The 14,068-nt window shown below is 68.6% G+C and carries 18 protein-coding genes; 6 read left to right on the top strand and 12 right to left on the bottom strand.

Features of this window, described 5'->3' with window-relative positions; genetic code table 11:
* The first annotated feature begins 67 nt into the window (after nt 1-67).
* A complete protein-coding gene (locus tag IEV93_RS12570) occupies nt 68-673 on the top strand; it encodes a helix-turn-helix domain-containing protein (RefSeq protein ID WP_188490028.1) in 606 nt (201 codons plus the stop codon).
* On the opposite strand, the gene IEV93_RS12565 is transcribed toward IEV93_RS12570, so the two are convergent.
* The 4 genes from IEV93_RS12565 to IEV93_RS12550 form a co-directional block, all read right to left on the bottom strand.
* A complete protein-coding gene (locus IEV93_RS12565) occupies nt 647-1,912 on the bottom strand; it encodes a deoxyguanosinetriphosphate triphosphohydrolase (RefSeq protein ID WP_371873838.1) in 1,266 nt (421 codons plus the stop codon). The two genes, IEV93_RS12570 and IEV93_RS12565, sit on opposite strands and share 27 nt — an antisense overlap.
* A gap of 49 nt (nt 1,913-1,961) precedes the next feature.
* Nucleotides 1,962-2,465 carry a cold-shock protein gene (locus IEV93_RS12560; protein ID WP_188490026.1) on the bottom strand — a complete coding sequence of 168 codons (504 nt, stop codon included), beginning with the start codon at nt 2,463-2,465 and terminating at the stop codon, nt 1,962-1,964.
* A 117-nt stretch (nt 2,466-2,582) separates the two neighbouring features.
* Complete coding sequence (locus IEV93_RS12555; protein ID WP_188490025.1) at nt 2,583-3,977, bottom strand: glycine--tRNA ligase; 1,395 nt, start codon at nt 3,975-3,977, stop codon at nt 2,583-2,585.
* Between the two features lie 106 nt (nt 3,978-4,083).
* Nucleotides 4,084-4,380: a hypothetical protein gene (locus tag IEV93_RS12550; RefSeq protein WP_188490024.1), complete on the bottom strand. Its 297-nt coding sequence runs from the start codon at nt 4,378-4,380 to the stop codon at nt 4,084-4,086.
* Between the two features lie 57 nt (nt 4,381-4,437).
* On the opposite strand from IEV93_RS12550, the gene IEV93_RS12545 reads away from it, so the two are divergent.
* The 3 genes from IEV93_RS12545 (at nt 4,438) to IEV93_RS12535 (ending at nt 5,754) form a co-directional block, all read left to right on the top strand.
* Nucleotides 4,438-4,875 (top strand): MarR family winged helix-turn-helix transcriptional regulator, encoded by a 438-nt coding sequence (locus tag IEV93_RS12545; RefSeq protein ID WP_188490023.1) that lies wholly within the window; start codon nt 4,438-4,440, stop codon nt 4,873-4,875.
* 115 nt (nt 4,876-4,990) lie between these two features.
* A complete protein-coding gene (locus IEV93_RS12540) occupies nt 4,991-5,335 on the top strand; it encodes an ArsR/SmtB family transcription factor (protein ID WP_188490022.1) in 345 nt (114 codons plus the stop codon).
* Nucleotides 5,332-5,754 carry a Fur family transcriptional regulator gene (locus tag IEV93_RS12535; RefSeq protein ID WP_308691101.1) on the top strand — a complete coding sequence of 141 codons (423 nt, stop codon included), beginning with the start codon at nt 5,332-5,334 and terminating at the stop codon, nt 5,752-5,754. Before IEV93_RS12540 ends, IEV93_RS12535 begins: the two co-directional genes overlap by 4 nt.
* A 10-nt stretch (nt 5,755-5,764) precedes the next feature.
* On the opposite strand, the gene IEV93_RS12530 is transcribed toward IEV93_RS12535, so the two are convergent.
* Both IEV93_RS12530 and IEV93_RS12525 read right to left on the bottom strand, forming a co-directional pair.
* Entirely contained in the window at nt 5,765-6,250 is a 486-nt protein-coding gene (locus IEV93_RS12530) for an SRPBCC domain-containing protein (protein WP_188490021.1), read from the bottom strand.
* Entirely contained in the window at nt 6,247-7,002 is a 756-nt protein-coding gene (locus tag IEV93_RS12525; protein ID WP_188490020.1) for a DUF899 domain-containing protein, read from the bottom strand. The genes IEV93_RS12530 and IEV93_RS12525 overlap by 4 nt, the downstream gene beginning before the upstream one ends.
* A 105-nt stretch (nt 7,003-7,107) precedes the next feature.
* On the opposite strand from IEV93_RS12525, the gene IEV93_RS12520 reads away from it, so the two are divergent.
* Together IEV93_RS12520 and IEV93_RS12515 are read left to right on the top strand one after the other, a co-directional pair.
* Nucleotides 7,108-7,746 (top strand): TetR/AcrR family transcriptional regulator, encoded by a 639-nt coding sequence (locus tag IEV93_RS12520; RefSeq protein WP_188490019.1) that lies wholly within the window; start codon nt 7,108-7,110, stop codon nt 7,744-7,746.
* Nucleotides 7,739-8,284, top strand: coding sequence for a dihydrofolate reductase family protein (locus IEV93_RS12515; RefSeq protein ID WP_188490018.1), 546 nt, complete (start codon nt 7,739-7,741; stop codon nt 8,282-8,284). Before IEV93_RS12520 ends, IEV93_RS12515 begins: the two co-directional genes overlap by 8 nt.
* 6 nt (nt 8,285-8,290) lie before the next feature.
* Here the strand turns inward: IEV93_RS12515 and IEV93_RS12510 are convergent, their stop codons facing one another.
* The 6 genes from IEV93_RS12510 to IEV93_RS12485 form a co-directional block, all read right to left on the bottom strand.
* Complete coding sequence (locus IEV93_RS12510; RefSeq protein ID WP_188490017.1) at nt 8,291-8,695, bottom strand: hypothetical protein; 405 nt, start codon at nt 8,693-8,695, stop codon at nt 8,291-8,293.
* Nucleotides 8,692-9,519: an isoprenyl transferase gene (locus IEV93_RS12505; RefSeq protein WP_188490016.1), complete on the bottom strand. Its 828-nt coding sequence runs from the start codon at nt 9,517-9,519 to the stop codon at nt 8,692-8,694. Before IEV93_RS12505 ends, IEV93_RS12510 begins: the two co-directional genes overlap by 4 nt.
* The gene (recO, locus tag IEV93_RS12500; RefSeq protein ID WP_188490015.1) at nt 9,485-10,279 is read right to left on the bottom strand and encodes a DNA repair protein RecO; all 795 of its coding nucleotides are present in this window, start codon (nt 10,277-10,279) and stop codon (nt 9,485-9,487) included. Before recO ends, IEV93_RS12505 begins: the two co-directional genes overlap by 35 nt.
* A gap of 59 nt (nt 10,280-10,338) precedes the next feature.
* Complete coding sequence (locus IEV93_RS12495) at nt 10,339-11,658, bottom strand: YhgE/Pip domain-containing protein (protein ID WP_188490014.1); 1,320 nt, start codon at nt 11,656-11,658, stop codon at nt 10,339-10,341.
* Nucleotides 11,659-11,734: 76 nt separating this feature from the next.
* Nucleotides 11,735-12,682, bottom strand: a complete 948-nt coding sequence (era, locus tag IEV93_RS12490; RefSeq protein WP_188490013.1) for a GTPase Era — start codon at nt 12,680-12,682, stop codon at nt 11,735-11,737.
* Nucleotides 12,679-14,067, bottom strand: a complete 1,389-nt coding sequence (locus IEV93_RS12485; RefSeq protein ID WP_188490012.1) for a hemolysin family protein — start codon at nt 14,065-14,067, stop codon at nt 12,679-12,681. Before IEV93_RS12485 ends, era begins: the two co-directional genes overlap by 4 nt.
* Between the last annotated feature and the right edge of the window lies 1 nt (nt 14,068).

The raw sequence follows: 14,068 nt of genomic DNA, 5'->3' as shown, positions 1-14,068 counted from the left end.
AACCCAGGAGGCAACACATCGACCCATGTGGTCACATCCGGTCCACGGAAGCGTTAACCTCGCGGGCATGACCGAACGGATCGACGAGCGGTGGATCGGACGTCGGGTCCGCACCCTTCGCCAGGCGCGGGGCGCGACCCTGCGCGCGCTGGCCGACGAGTCCGGGCTGTCGGCCACCCAGTTGTCGCGAATCGAGTCCGGTAGCCGCCAGGCGTCGGTCGGGACACTCATCGAACTGTCCCGGATCTTCGGGATCACGTTGAGCGAGTTGGTCGCCGACACCACACCGGCCGCGGTACACGTCGTCTCCCGCGACCGACGCACCGTGCATCACACGGCCAGCGGCGACGTGGCGGTGCTCAGTGGCGACCTCCCGGACCTGCACTCGATGCATCTCACGATCAGCCCGCACTGCTCGTCTCCCACCGCACATCACGACGGCGAGGAGTGGATGTACGTGCTGTCGGGCACCGTCGAGTTGATCATCGGCACCGGCGGCGCGGAGGAGTCGGAGACGCTCGAGCCGGGGGACGCCGCGCACTTCCAGGCCCGCACCACGCACCGGGTGCGCAACGACGGCGAGGTGAGCACCGAGATCCTGCTGGTCGGCACCCGCGATCGCGCGAGCGAGGTCGCACGGCCCGATTCAGCCGAGGTGGGCCTGCGCCCCTGAGTTCTGTCGGTCGGTGCGTTCGAGCCTGCCCTCGGTCATCGAGGCGATCTGGTCGACGACCACACGCATGCGCGCCGCATCGTCGGCCGCGTTCTCCCACGCCGGGACGAACAACGGGTCCAGTCCACCCGGGGCCGCGCGGAGCAGCCAGCCGGCGACGCGGTGGATGCGATCACGCTGGCGCTCCTGATGGGACTTGTGGCGGGCGTCGGAGAAGATGAACCGCAACGCGACCGTCTTGAGGACCGCCACCTCCGCGGCGACCAGTGCAGGCACCGACAGATTCGCGCCGTAGCGGCACAGCGGTCCCGGTCCCGCCGAATCCCGGGTGCCCGCGATGGCCGCGGACGCAAACCGTCCGACGAGCTCACTGGTGAGCGCCTTGAGCGCGACCGACTGCGCGAGGGTCCCGTCGTAACCGTCGGCGGCACGGACGATCTCGAGTCCGGCCAGTCGCTGCGCGGCCTCGATGAGCTCGTCGGAGTCGAGCCCGACGAACTCGCGCACACCGATCTCGGCGAGCGCCCGCTGATCGTCGGGATCACCCAGACTGCGCAGATCGATGCGTCCACCCATGATGCCGTCCTCGACGTCGTGCACGGAGTACGCGACGTCGTCCGACCAGTCCATGACCTGGGCCTCCAGGCACTGCCGCTGGCCGGTCACCCCGTCTCGGATCCACTCCAGTGCCGGCAGATCGTCGACGTAGGCGCCGAACTTGCTCCCCGGCTCGTCCCGCACCCACGGATACTTCAGGGTCGCGTCGAGCGAGGCGCGGGTGAGGTTGAGGCCCACGCTGGCACCGTCGGCGTCGAGGAGCTTGGGTTCGAGACGCGTGAGGATGCGCAGGTTCTGGGCATTGCCCTCGAACCCGCCGAACCCCTCGGCGACCTCGTCGAGGGCCCGTTCGCCGTTGTGGCCGTACGGCGGATGGCCGATGTCGTGCGCCAGACCGGCCAGTTCGACCAGGTCGGGATCGCACCCCAGCCCGATGGCGATGCCCCGACCGATCTGGCCGACCTCCAGCGAATGGGTCAGACGGGTGCGCGGGGTGTCGCCCTCACGGGGGCCCACGACCTGCGTCTTGTCGGCGAGTCGTCGCAGCGCCGCCGAGTGCAGCACGCGCGCGCGATCGCGCGCGAACTCACTGCGCTGTTCGCTGTGGGTTCCCGGCAGGATCGACGACTTGGGTCGCTCGCTGACCGACCTCTGCGTCGAGTGCTCGTCGTAGAGGGCGATCGGCGTCTGCGGGGACGTCACCGGTACTCGGACGTGGCCGCCGACGCGGTCAGTCAACCACCCAGCCCCGCGCGATGGCGAAATCGGTGATGCGGCTGCGGATCGCGATGATCTGCTCCGCGGTCAGCGACCCCGACGAGTCGAGCAGCAACTCGGTGAGCTCCTCGGTGAAGACCGCGGAGTCGAGCACCGCGGAGTCCGATCCGCGCGATGTGCGACGCGGCGCGGCAGCACGGTCACGACCCTGGTCACGCGAACCGTGATCACGCGAGCCGTGGTCGGAGCGCGCACCGTGGTCGGAGTCGTCGCGGCGACCTCCACGAGGCGGTGCGGCCGGAGCCGAACCGATGACCGAGACGTTGGTCGCCTTCGAGCCGCGTTCGGTCTCCTCGACCTCGAACTCGACCTGGGCGCCCGGCTTGAGTTCCGACTCGTCGATGTCGATGTCGTTGATGTGCAGGAAGACGTCAGCGCCCCCCGACTCCGGCGCGAGGAAGCCGAACCCGCGATTCGCGTCGTAATGAACGACCTTGCCTGTCACTGCTTGCGCCACGACAACTCACTCTCCTCGTGCCGCCATCCACTCCGGACCCCTTGCCCGGCACGACGGCACCTGCGGTCGACTATGGCAGAGATCGACCCGAAGATCGATCCCGGCGACCGATCCGGTTCAGCAGCCGAGCAGTTCGCCGGCGAGATAACCGGCCACCTTGTCGATGGCCACCCGCTGCTGGCTCATGGTGTCGCGCTCGCGGATGGTCACCGCGTCGTCGTCGAGGGAGTCGAAATCGACGGTCACGCAGAACGGTGTGCCGATCTCGTCCTGACGGCGGTAGCGCTTGCCGATGCCCTGGGCGTCGTCGAACTCGACGTTCCAGTGTTGACGCAGCTCGGCGGCGAGCGCCTTGGCCTTGGGTGAGAGTTGCTCGTTGCGTGAGAGCGGCAGCACCGCGACCTTCACCGGCGCGAGACGGCGATCGAGCTTGAGCACCGTGCGGGTGTCGGTGCCGCCCTTGGCGTTCGGCACCTCCTCGTCGACGAGCGCGTCGCAGAGGAAAGCCATGAACGAGCGGGTCAGACCGGCTGCGGGCTCGATGACGTACGGCGTGAACCGCTCACCGCTCGTCTGGTCAAAGAACGACAGGTCCTCCCCCGAGTGCTTCGAATGCGTGCTCAGGTCGAAGTCGGTCCGGTTGGCGACACCCTCGAGCTCACCCCACGGGCTGCCCGAGAAGCCGAACTTGTACTCGACGTCGACCGTCCTCTTGGCGTAGTGCGACAGCTTTTCCGCAGGGTGCTCGAACAGGCGCAGGTTCTCCGGGTCGATCCCGAGGTCCACGTACCACTGGCGGCGGGTGTCGATCCAGTACTGGTGCCACTGCTCGTCCTCGCCGGGCTTGACGAAGAACTCCATCTCCATCTGCTCGAACTCACGGGTGCGGAAGATGAAGTTGCCGGGCGTGATCTCGTTGCGGAAGCTCTTGCCGATCTGGCCGATACCGAACGGCGGCTTCTTGCGCGCGGTGGTCATCACGTTCTTGAAGTTGACGAAGATGCCCTGCGCGGTCTCCGGGCGGAGATAGTGCAGACCCTCCTCCGACTCCACCGGTCCGAGGTAGGTCTTGAGCATCATGTTGAAGTCACGGGGTTCGGTCCACCGACCGCGGGTGCCGCAGTCGGGACACACGACATCAGTCATCACGACCGCGTCGGGATCGTCCAGCCCCTTCTTCTCCGCGTACGCCTCCTGCAGGTGGTCCTGCCGGTGGCGCTTGTGGCAGTTCAGGCACTCGACCAGCGGATCGTTGAACACGCTGACGTGGCCGGAGGCCTCCCACACCTGGCGCGGGAGGATCACCGACGAGTCGAGTCCGACGGTGTCCTCGCGTGAGGTGACCATCGACCGCCACCACTGCTTCTTGATGTTGTCCTTGAGCTCGACACCGAGCGGGCCGTAGTCCCAGGCGGACCTGGTGCCGCCGTAGATCTCACCGCACTGGTACACCAACCCCCGCCGCTTGCACAGGTTGACGACGGCGTCGACTCGACTCGATGGTCCGGCCACGATGAACGCACACTCCACAGGGATCTCGGGATAAGGGCTGTGAACTCGGCGGCCGTGCGCGAGCGCATCGGTCGTGGAGTTCCGATACAGCCTAGCCGCCGCGAGGTCACCGATCGCGCGCCCGCTCTGCGCCCCCCATCACCGCGGCGAGCCGCGGCGTCCGAGGCGTGAACACATCGAGCACGCCGATCGACCGCAGGTCGGGCACCGCCCGGAGCAGTTCCTCCTCCAGTCGACGACTCTCCTGCGTACCCGCGACCGACCGCTCCAGGGCGCGAGCGTTGGCGACGAAGGCTGCGACGGTCCCCTTGCGCACCTCGCGTCCGTCGAACACGGCGGTCTCCACGCCGTCGGCGAGGACGTCCTGGGCGCCGATGGGGCGCTCCTGTCGTTCATCACGCATGATCACTCCTAGAATCGATGTAAATTGTACGTTCAAATTACACGTAGATTGGCGATCATGGAACCCTCGCTCGGCGATCGCGCGGCCGACGCCCTCGGCACGCTCCTCAACCGACAGACCCGGATCGGGTTGTACCGCAGCATCACCGATGGTTTGTCGGACCTGGGCGTGACCCCGGCGACCTACACCGTGATCAGCGGTGTGGCGCGATACGGGCCGATCAGCGCGGCCGGGCTGGCACCGCTCGCCGGGGTCGAGCGCAGCGTGGCCAGTCGATACGCCGCGCGACTCGTCGAGGGCGGACTGGTGGCGCGCGCATCAGATCCCGCCGACGGCCGCTCGACCCTGTTGTCGCTGACCGACGACGGCGCTCGGGTCACCGCCCTCATGCGACACCGACTCGGCGAGGAGTTGACCCGGCGGATGGCGGACTGGCCCGACGGACTCGCGGACGCCTTCGTCGCGGGATTCGAACGCTTCGTCGGCGACTGCTGATCCGCCTGCGGGACGACCCGGCCGCCTTGACATGGCCCACCATGCATATGAAAATGATTGCAATTAACGAGGTGGGTTCTCCCCCGCCCGATGTTCGTCGACGACGGGACCACCGATGACCGACATCTCCGACGAGCCGATCGGCGATCAGCTCGAACCGACCGTCGCGGTCGACCGCGCCGCGCTCGACGGCGCTAGCGAGTTGCTGCGTGCCCTGTCTGCGCCGGTCCGTATCGCCATCGTGCTGCAGCTCCTCGAGCAGGAACGCTGCGTGCACGAGTTGGTCGGCGCTCTCGGCGTCACCCAACCGCTGATCAGCCAGCATCTGCGGGTGCTCAAGGCGGCGGGCGTCGTCTCCGGACAGCGCAACGGCCGCGAGATCCTTTATCACCTCGTCGACGACCACCTCGCCCACATCGTCACCGATGCGGTCGCCCACGCCACCGAGCGGACCGAATGAGCGGGCGCGCCACCGCGACCGACACGATCCCGGCGACCGGGGTCCGCGCCACCCGGCAACGGCACGCCATCGCGTCGTTGCTGAACACGGTCGACGAGTTCCGGTCGGCGCAGGAACTGCACGACACCCTCAAGTCCGAGGGCGAGTCGATCGGCCTCACCACCGTCTACCGCAACCTGCAGGCGCTGGCCGACGCCGGCGAGATCGATGTCCTGCGTACCGATTCGGGCGAGTCCCGATACCGGCGCTGCTCCGCCGGACACCACCACCATCTGGTCTGCCGCGACTGCGGGACCACCGTCGAGGTGCAGGCCGATCCGGTCGAGGACTGGGCCGCCACGGTTGCCTCGGAACACGGTTACACCGACGTCGGCCACACGGTCGAGATCTTCGGGCGCTGCCCCGACTGCCACGTCTGATCGAACGACCTCAGGGATCGGTGGTCACGGCGCGCTCCAGCGCCGCCAGCGATTCGTCGAGGAACTCCGCCGGGAACGGTGGGAGACCGCCGATCTCGTCGCGGATCGCCCGCGGTGTGCCCGACCAGTCATAGGTCAACGTCACCTCGGTTCCCGAGTCCTGCGGGGCCAGCTCGTACCGCCAGACCCATCCGCCCGGGTCGTGCTTGCCGTCATCGGTGAGCTGCCCCGGCATCCACGCGATCTTGCGTCCGGGGTCGAACTCGGTGACGAGATTGTGCATGACGTAGGACCCACCGACGGCCTCGAGATACATGTTGACCGCGAACACGTGCCCGGTCCCGCTGATCGGGCTCGGGTCCACCGCGTCGCGTACCCAGTCCCGCGGCTCGGTGTCCTGATGCCGATCGGGGTCGGCGAGCGCGGCGAAGATGTGGTCCGCGGTCGCCGGGAGGGTGCGGCGCGCCACGAAACGCTCGTCGGTCGGCGTCGTCATCGCCGCACCGCCTCCGAGCCGGCGGCGTCGGTCCCGTAACGCTCGGCGACGTCGGGTGAGTCGAGCCAGCCGGCGTACGCCGGTCCCTGCGGCCAGCCGTCGGGTGAGTCCTGCCACTGCTCCTGCCGACCGAACGGCAGCAGGTCGACGAGCGGGAAGGTGTGCGCGGCCTGCTCGACTCCGCGCGATGTCGTCGAGTAGGTGCGGAACACGCGATCCCCGTCGCGCAGGAAGACGTTGAGCGCGAACCCGCCGCCCTCGGGGGCGTCGACCTCGGCGCCGAACGTGGTGCCCGCCGCCGAGAACCACGGCATGCGGTTGCCGACCCGGTCGCGGTAGGCCGACGCCTCCCCGATCTCGGCGTTGGTCACCACGACGAACCTGGCGTCATAGTTGGCGAGAAAGTCCAGCCGGGTGAACTGCGCGGTGAACGACGTGCAGCCGCCGCACTGCCACTGTTCCCCGGGCGACCACATGTGGTGATAGACGATCAGTTGCGCGGCGCCGTCGAAGATGTCGGCGAGGCGGACCGGTCCGTCCGCACCGACGAGGGTGTGGTCGCCGACCTCGACCATGGGCAGGCGGCGGCGTTGGGCGGCGATGGCGTCGAGTTCGCGGGTGGCGGCCTTCTCGCGTCTGCGCAACTCGTCGAGTTCGGTGCGCCAGGCCGCCGGCTCGACGACCGGCGGTAGAGCCGTCTCGGACTGCGCCGACGGGGCGATCGACGACGGCGGGTGGACCAACCGGGGCATGTCGGCCTCCAATGTGTACGTTGTCTACATCTCGGTGTGGACACCGTATACATTGAGCTCGGTATCCGTCACCGATTCGGGCGAATCCGGCGAGAGGAGCAGGTGATGACCGTCGCGCACTCACCCGATCGACCGCGCTACCACCACGGCAACCTGCGCGAGGAGCTGATCGCGGGCGCGCTGACGGCAACGCGTTCCGGTGGACCGGACGCGCTGTCGATCCGGGACTCAACCCGTCGAGCCGGGGTGACCCCGAACGCTGCGTACCGGCATTTTCGTGGCCGTGACGATCTTTTGGTCGCAACCATCGACCGCATTCAGGCGTCGATGGCGGCCGAGATGGACACCGAGCCCGCCGACGCCGACCCGGTCGAGGTGTTGCGTGCGGTGGGTCTCGGCTACATCCGCTTCGCTCTCGCCGAGCCGGGCTGGTTCGGGGTCGCGTTCACCTCGGTCGGGTCGGGAGACGCCACCCCTCTGCCGGCCCCCCTCGCCCGCCTGGTGGCAGCGCTCGACGGGCTCGTGACCGCCGGCGTGCTCCCGGAAGATCACCGCGCCGGTGCCGAGTGGCCGTGCTGGTCCGCGGTGCACGGCTTCACCTTCCTCGCGCTGCACGGACCACTCCGACACCGCACCACCGAGGAGGTGCTCGCCGCGGCTCGACGCACGGTCGACACCGCCATCGACGGACTGCTCGTCGCCCATCGCACCACCGACACGACAGGAGATCCACCGCATGCGTGATCTCGTCATCACCCAGAACATCACCGTCGACGGAGTCGTCGAGGCGACCGACGACTGGTTCGGCCGGGCAGGCGGCGATCCGGAGGTCGACGCGGCCCTGGCCGCGCAACGCGATGCCTCCGACGGCTTCCTCGTCGGGCGCGAGACCTTCGTCGGCATGCGCGACTACTGGGGACCCAGGACCGACGACACGACCGGGGTGACCGCGCACCTGAACAGCGTGGCCAAATACGTTGTCTCGCAGACATTGGACGATCCGCGATGGCACAACTCCGAGGTGCTCTCCGGCCCACTGGCCGACGACGTCACCCGGATCAAGAGCTTGCCCGGCGGCGACATCGTCTGCACCGGCAGCATCGGGCTGTGCCACGCGCTGATCACCGCGGGACTCGTCGACGAGTTCCGGTTGTTCGTCCACCCGTTCGCACGCGGATCCGGGCGCCGGCTCTTCGACGACACCGCACCGGTACGTCTGACGCTCGTCGAGTCGACGCGGTTCCCGTCCGGCGTGACGCTCGCGCGCTATCGCACGGCCTGACGCGGGTCAGTCGGTGAGTTGTCGGGACAACTCGACACCCGACGACAGCACCAGGTGCACCATCGTCAGCAGAGCCGCGTCGCCGAGCGTCCCCGCCGGGAAGGTGTAGTGCTGCAGGACATCTGTGGTCACCTCGGCCGACGCGCGTTTGATCGAACCGAAGCTCAGGTTCGTCGACAGCCGCTCGATGTCGGTGCGCAGGGCGTCGGTGTTGGGCAGGTCCCAGGCGAGCACCTGGGTCAGCGACAGCACGTCGAGGCCCTCGCTCAGCGTCATCGCCTGCACCGCGGCCCGGGTGCCCTCGAACGCCAGGGTCAACGAGGTCCCGTCGTCACCGCGGGTGACGTCGGCGACCCCGTCGAGGAGCCGCGCGGCCCGGTCGATGAGGTCGGTCGCGGGTGTGGCGGTCATCGGGTCGTCCCGGGTTCGCCGACGCCACCGAAGCGGCGGTCGCGCGAGGCGTACTCGACACAGGCGGCCCACAGATCGCGTCGGTCGAAATCGGGGAACAGCTTGTCCTGGTAGACCATCTCGGCGTACGCGGACTGCCAGAGCAGGAAGTTCGAGATGCGTCGCTCCCCCGACGGGCGCAGGAACAGGTCGACGTCGGGCATGTCGGGCTCGTCGAGGTAGCGGGCGAAGGACGCCTCGGTGACCCGCTCGGGATCGAGCTGACCGGCGGCGGCGCGGCGTGCGATCTCGCGTGCGGCGTCGGCGATCTCCGCCCGCCCGCCGTAGTTGACGCACATCGTCAGGTTCATCACCGTGTTGTCCCTCGTCAGTTCCTCGGCGATCTCGAGCTCCTTGATCACGCTGCGCCACAGGCGGGGTCGGCGTCCGGCCCACCGCACGCGGACACCCATCTCGTGCATCTCGTCGCGGCGTCGCCGGATCACGTCCCGGTTGAACCCCATCAGGAACTTCACCTCGTCCGGACTGCGCGACCAGTTCTCGGTGGAGAACGCGTACGCCGACAGCCACGTGACGCCGAGCTCGATGCAGCCCTCCACCGAGTCCATCAGCACGGCCTCGCCGCGCTTGTGGCCCTCGGTGCGGGGCAGACCGCGGTCGGTGGCCCATCGGCCGTTGCCGTCCATCACCAGCGCGACGTGGCGCGGGATCAGCTCGGTCTGCAGCAGCGGGGGTCGCGCGCCGGACGGGTGCGGGTCCGGCGGTCGGATCACCCTGTCGGCGGCGGTCTCAGCGAGCCGCTTCGCGGGGCGGCGTAGAGCCATCACGCATGTCCTCTCCGGTGCGGTGCGGCGCCTCGCGTTCGATCAGGGGCAGCGTCCGCAACTGCCGTTCGAGGTGCCATTGCAGGTGCGCGGCGGTGAGCCCACTGCACTGGCGGCGCAGCGAGTCGCTCGCGTCGGCCGTGTGCTCCCACTGGCCCCGGTAGAGGGCGTCCATCAGGTCGAGCACCCCCGGCGACGGTGTCGCCGATCCGGGCGGACGGCAGTGCACGCACACCGACCCGCCCGCCGCGACGTGGAACGCCCGGTGCGGACCGGCCGCCCCGCACCGCGCGCACGAGGTGAGCGCGGGCATCCAGCCGGCGAAGTCCATGGCGCGCAACAGGAACGCGTCGAGCACCAACTCCCGGGGTCGGGCGGCGTCGGCGATGGCGCGCAGTCCCCCGACGGTCAGCTTGTGCAGCCGGTCGGCGGGCGCGCGCTCCTCACCGGCGAGGCGCTCGGCCGTCTCCAGGATCGCGCAGGCGCTGGTGTAGCGGCCGTAGTCGGCGACGATGGGTGAGGCGAACGCGTCGAGGCTCTCGACCTGGGTGACGACGTCGAGGTTGCGTCCGGGATAGAGGAGTACGTCGACATGGGCGAACGGTTCGAGTCGGGCACCGAACTTGGATCGGGTCCGGCGCACCCCCTTGGCGACCGCGCGGACCAGCCCGTGTTGGTAGGTCAGGAGCGTGACGATGCGATCGGCCTCGCCCAGCTTGTGCTGGCGAACCACCACTGCCTGGTCCCGATACAACCTCACCTGGTCATTCTTCCACCCGCGAGGTCATCCGGGCGGCACCGACCCGCGAACGCAGGTGCTCAACCGACCGGCTCGACGGCCGCGGCCGTCGGCGGCTGCGGGGCCCGCTGCCAGCCCTTCGCGTCGTAGAACCGCACCGCGATCGATCCCAGCACCAGGCCCACCAGCAGACCGACCGACGTCATGAGCAGCGAATGACCCAGACCGGCCGAGAAGTCCCCGCCGAAGTACAGGATCGACCGGACGCCCAGATAGATCTGGCGCATCGGTTCCACCTCGGCCAACCACGTGAACACCCGCGGGCTGGCCTCCAGCGGGACCGCCCCGCCCGACGACGGCAGACCGAGGATGACGAAGAAGATCAGGTTCACGATCATGCCGGCGGTGCCGAACAACGCCATGATCGACGACGCCGTCACCCCGACCGCGGTGATCGCCAACGTCGAGTACATCCACAGGGTGAACGGCGCGGGATTGTCCATACCCACCGCCGCGCACACCCCGATGTAGAGGGCGGACTGCACCATCGCGATGACGAACATGATCCACCACTTGGCCACGAGCGTCCCGCGGCGGGAGATGGGCAGCCGTGTGCGCCACCGGTACAGCGGGCCGATCTCGATGGGGATGAACCCGAGCATCCCGTCGACCAGGGAGTGGACGATGAGCGCACCGGTGAACCCGGCGAGGACCAGCAGGATCGTGAAGTAGAACGCCGACAGCCCGTTCGCCGCACCGCCCGGCAGCGGTTCGGCGTCGGACACCGCGAACACGACGGGCGCGGCGAAGGCGTAGGACGCCAGGCCGACGAACGGCACGTTGTTCTGTGCCAACCGGTCTCGGACGGTCTTCGTCAGCTGGGTACCGAACTGTTCGTTGACCGAGGTCTTGATGCGGTCGACGGCGGTGGTCAGCACCGACGACGCGAACGTCCCGGAGCGTCGGTTGGTCAGCACCTCGACCGTCGGCGGCGACGGGGTGGCGTTGCCGACGACGGAACCTGCGAGATCGATGGCCGACTGCGAGAAGTCCGCCGGGATGATGATCACGCCGAATGTCTGCGCCGACGCGAGGCGATCGAGCGCCGTACCGCGGTCGCTGACGCGCATGGTCAGGCCGGTGCCCTTCGTGCCGGCGAGGATCCCCTCGCCGACCTGCTTGCCGAATTCCGCACGTGGCGCGTTCGCACCCTGGGAAGCGCCCGTGTCCTCCACGACGAGGTCGACCGAGAAGTCGTGCAGGTGTTTCTCCGTGTCGACGATCGCGCCCATGTACATCGCGGCGAGCAGACACATGATCCCGACCACGGCCGCGATCGGTGCGACCCAGAAACGTGGGGTCGACAGCAGCGCCCGGACCGCATGGCTCGACGTGCCCATCGGTTCCGGCGCGGGTCCGGTCGCCGGCGTCGCTGTTTCCGGACCTTCGGGCTTCTCGTGCGCGCCCGACACCGCCCTAGAACCCCATCTTCCGGAGCTGTTTGGGGTCGCGTTGCCAGTCCTTGGCCACCTTCACGTGCAGCTCCAGGTAGACCCGCATGCCGAGCAACCGCTCGATCTGCCCGCGGGCGGCGATGCCGACCTCCTTGAGCCGGGCGCCCTTCTTGCCGATGATGATGCCCTTCTGGCTGTCACGCTCGACGTAGAGGATCGCGTGGACGTCGACCATCGGCGCCTGGTTCTCGGGACGTCCCTCGCGCGGGATGACCTCCTCGATGACCACGGCCAACGAGTGCGGGAGTTCGTCGCGGACACCTTCGAGCGCGGCCTCCCGGATGAACTCGGCCATCAGGACCTGCTCGGGTTCGTCGGTCAGCTCACCGTCGGGGTAGAACGCCGGGCCGGTCTCCATCAGCCCGACCAGGACATCGGTCAGGACCTCGAGTTGCTGTCCGGACGTCGCCGACACCGGGACCACCTCACGCTCACCACCGAGCAACGCCGACAACGCCAGTAGCTGCTTGGCCACCCGGTCGGGGGTCACGCGATCGATCTTGGTGACGATGCCGAACAACGTCGTCTTGGGCGCCATCCGGGTCACCTGGTCGACGATCCACCGGTCACCGGGGCCGATCGCCTCGTCGGCGGGGATACAGATGCCGATGGCGTCGACCTCGGAGTAGGTGTCGCGGACCAGGTCGTTGAGCCGCTGTCCCAGCAACGTCCGGGGCCGGTGCAGTCCGGGGGTGTCGACCAGGATGAGCTGCGCGTCGGGACGATTGACGATGCCGCGGATGGTGTGGCGGGTCGTCTGCGGACGGTTCGACGTGATCGCGATCTTCTCGCCGACCAACGCGTTGGTCAGCGTCGACTTGCCGGTGTTGGGACGGCCGACGAAGCACACGAAACCCGAACGGAACGTGTCGGACCCGGTGTTGTTGTAGGTGGTGGCGTCGCCGCTCACGAGATTCCTTCCGTCGCACGCCGCGATGCCGACCGGGTGTCGGTGTCGGTGTCGTCGGGTTCGACGACCTCGGGTGCGGCCTGATCCTCCTCCGGGTCGTCGACGTCCTCGCGCTCGACCACCACCGAGGTGATGCGCAGGCGCCCCTGACGGTTCGGTCCCCCCTCGGCGACGAGTTGCAATCCGTGGGAGACGACGTGCGATCCGGGCAGCGGGACGCGACCGAGTCCGAGCCCGACCAGTCCACCGACGGTGTCGACGTCGTCCTCGTCGATCTCGACGTCGAACAGCTCACCGAGGTCCTCGATCGGCAGCCGGGACGACACCCGGTAGCGGCCGTCACCGAGATCCTCGATCGGTGACCCCTCGTCGGTGTCGTACTCGTCGTTGATCTCGCCGACGATCTCCTCGAGCACGTCCTCGATGGTCACCAGTCCGGCGATGCCGCCGTATTCGTCGACCAGCAACGCCATGTGGTTGCGCATCCGCTGCATGTCGGCCAGCACCCGGTCGAGGGGTTTGGAATCGGGGATGAACTCGGCTGGTCGCATCAACTCGACGACCCCGACGCGACGGGCCGCCGATTCCGAGTCCGGTGCCGAGGTCGGCAGGGTGCGTTGCACCAGGTCCTTCAGATAGACGACGCCGACGATGTCGTCGGGGTTCTCGCCGATCACCGGGATCCGTGAATGCCCGGACCGCACGGCCAGACTCGTCGCCTGGGCGACGGTCTTGTCCGACTCGATCCAGATCATCTCCGGACGCGGCACCATCACCTCGCGGGCCGAGGTGTCGCCGAGGTCGAACACGGACTGGATCATCCGGCGCTCGCCTGCGTCCACCACGCCGCGCGCCTCGGCCATGTCGACGAGCTCGCGCAGCTCCACCTCCGTCGCGAAGGGGCCGTTGCGGTAGCCCTTACCGGGCGTGATCGCGTTGCCGAGCAGGATGAGCAGCCGGGTGATCGGGCGGATCAGGAACCCCAGCGCCTGCAGCAACGCCGCCGAGGTCAGGGCGATCGAGTACGCGTTCTGACGACCCAGCGTCCGGGGACCGACACCGACCATCACGTAGCTGACGAACGCCATCACGACGACCACGAGGACGACCGCCCAGAACGTGCTCAGCACGTCGAGGGTCACCGCGGCGACCAACGCGGTCGCGGTGATCTCGCAGATGATGCGCATCAGGACGGTCAGTCCGACGTAGGTCGCCCGGTCGACGAGGACGGCGCGCAGCCGCACCGCGCCGCCTCGCTCCTCGCGGATCATGTCGTCCACGCGGGCTGCGGACACGGTCAGCAGGGCGGTGTCGATCGCGGCGAACAGTCCTCCGAGCGGGATCAGCGCGATCGCGAGGAGGAGGAGCCACACCTGGTACGGCACC

Source organism: Williamsia phyllosphaerae (assembly GCF_014635305.1).
Lineage (GTDB): Bacteria > Actinomycetota > Actinomycetes > Mycobacteriales > Mycobacteriaceae > Williamsia_A > Williamsia_A phyllosphaerae.
Note: the sequence above shows the minus strand (reverse complement) of the source record. Positions and strands in the feature narration are given on the sequence as shown.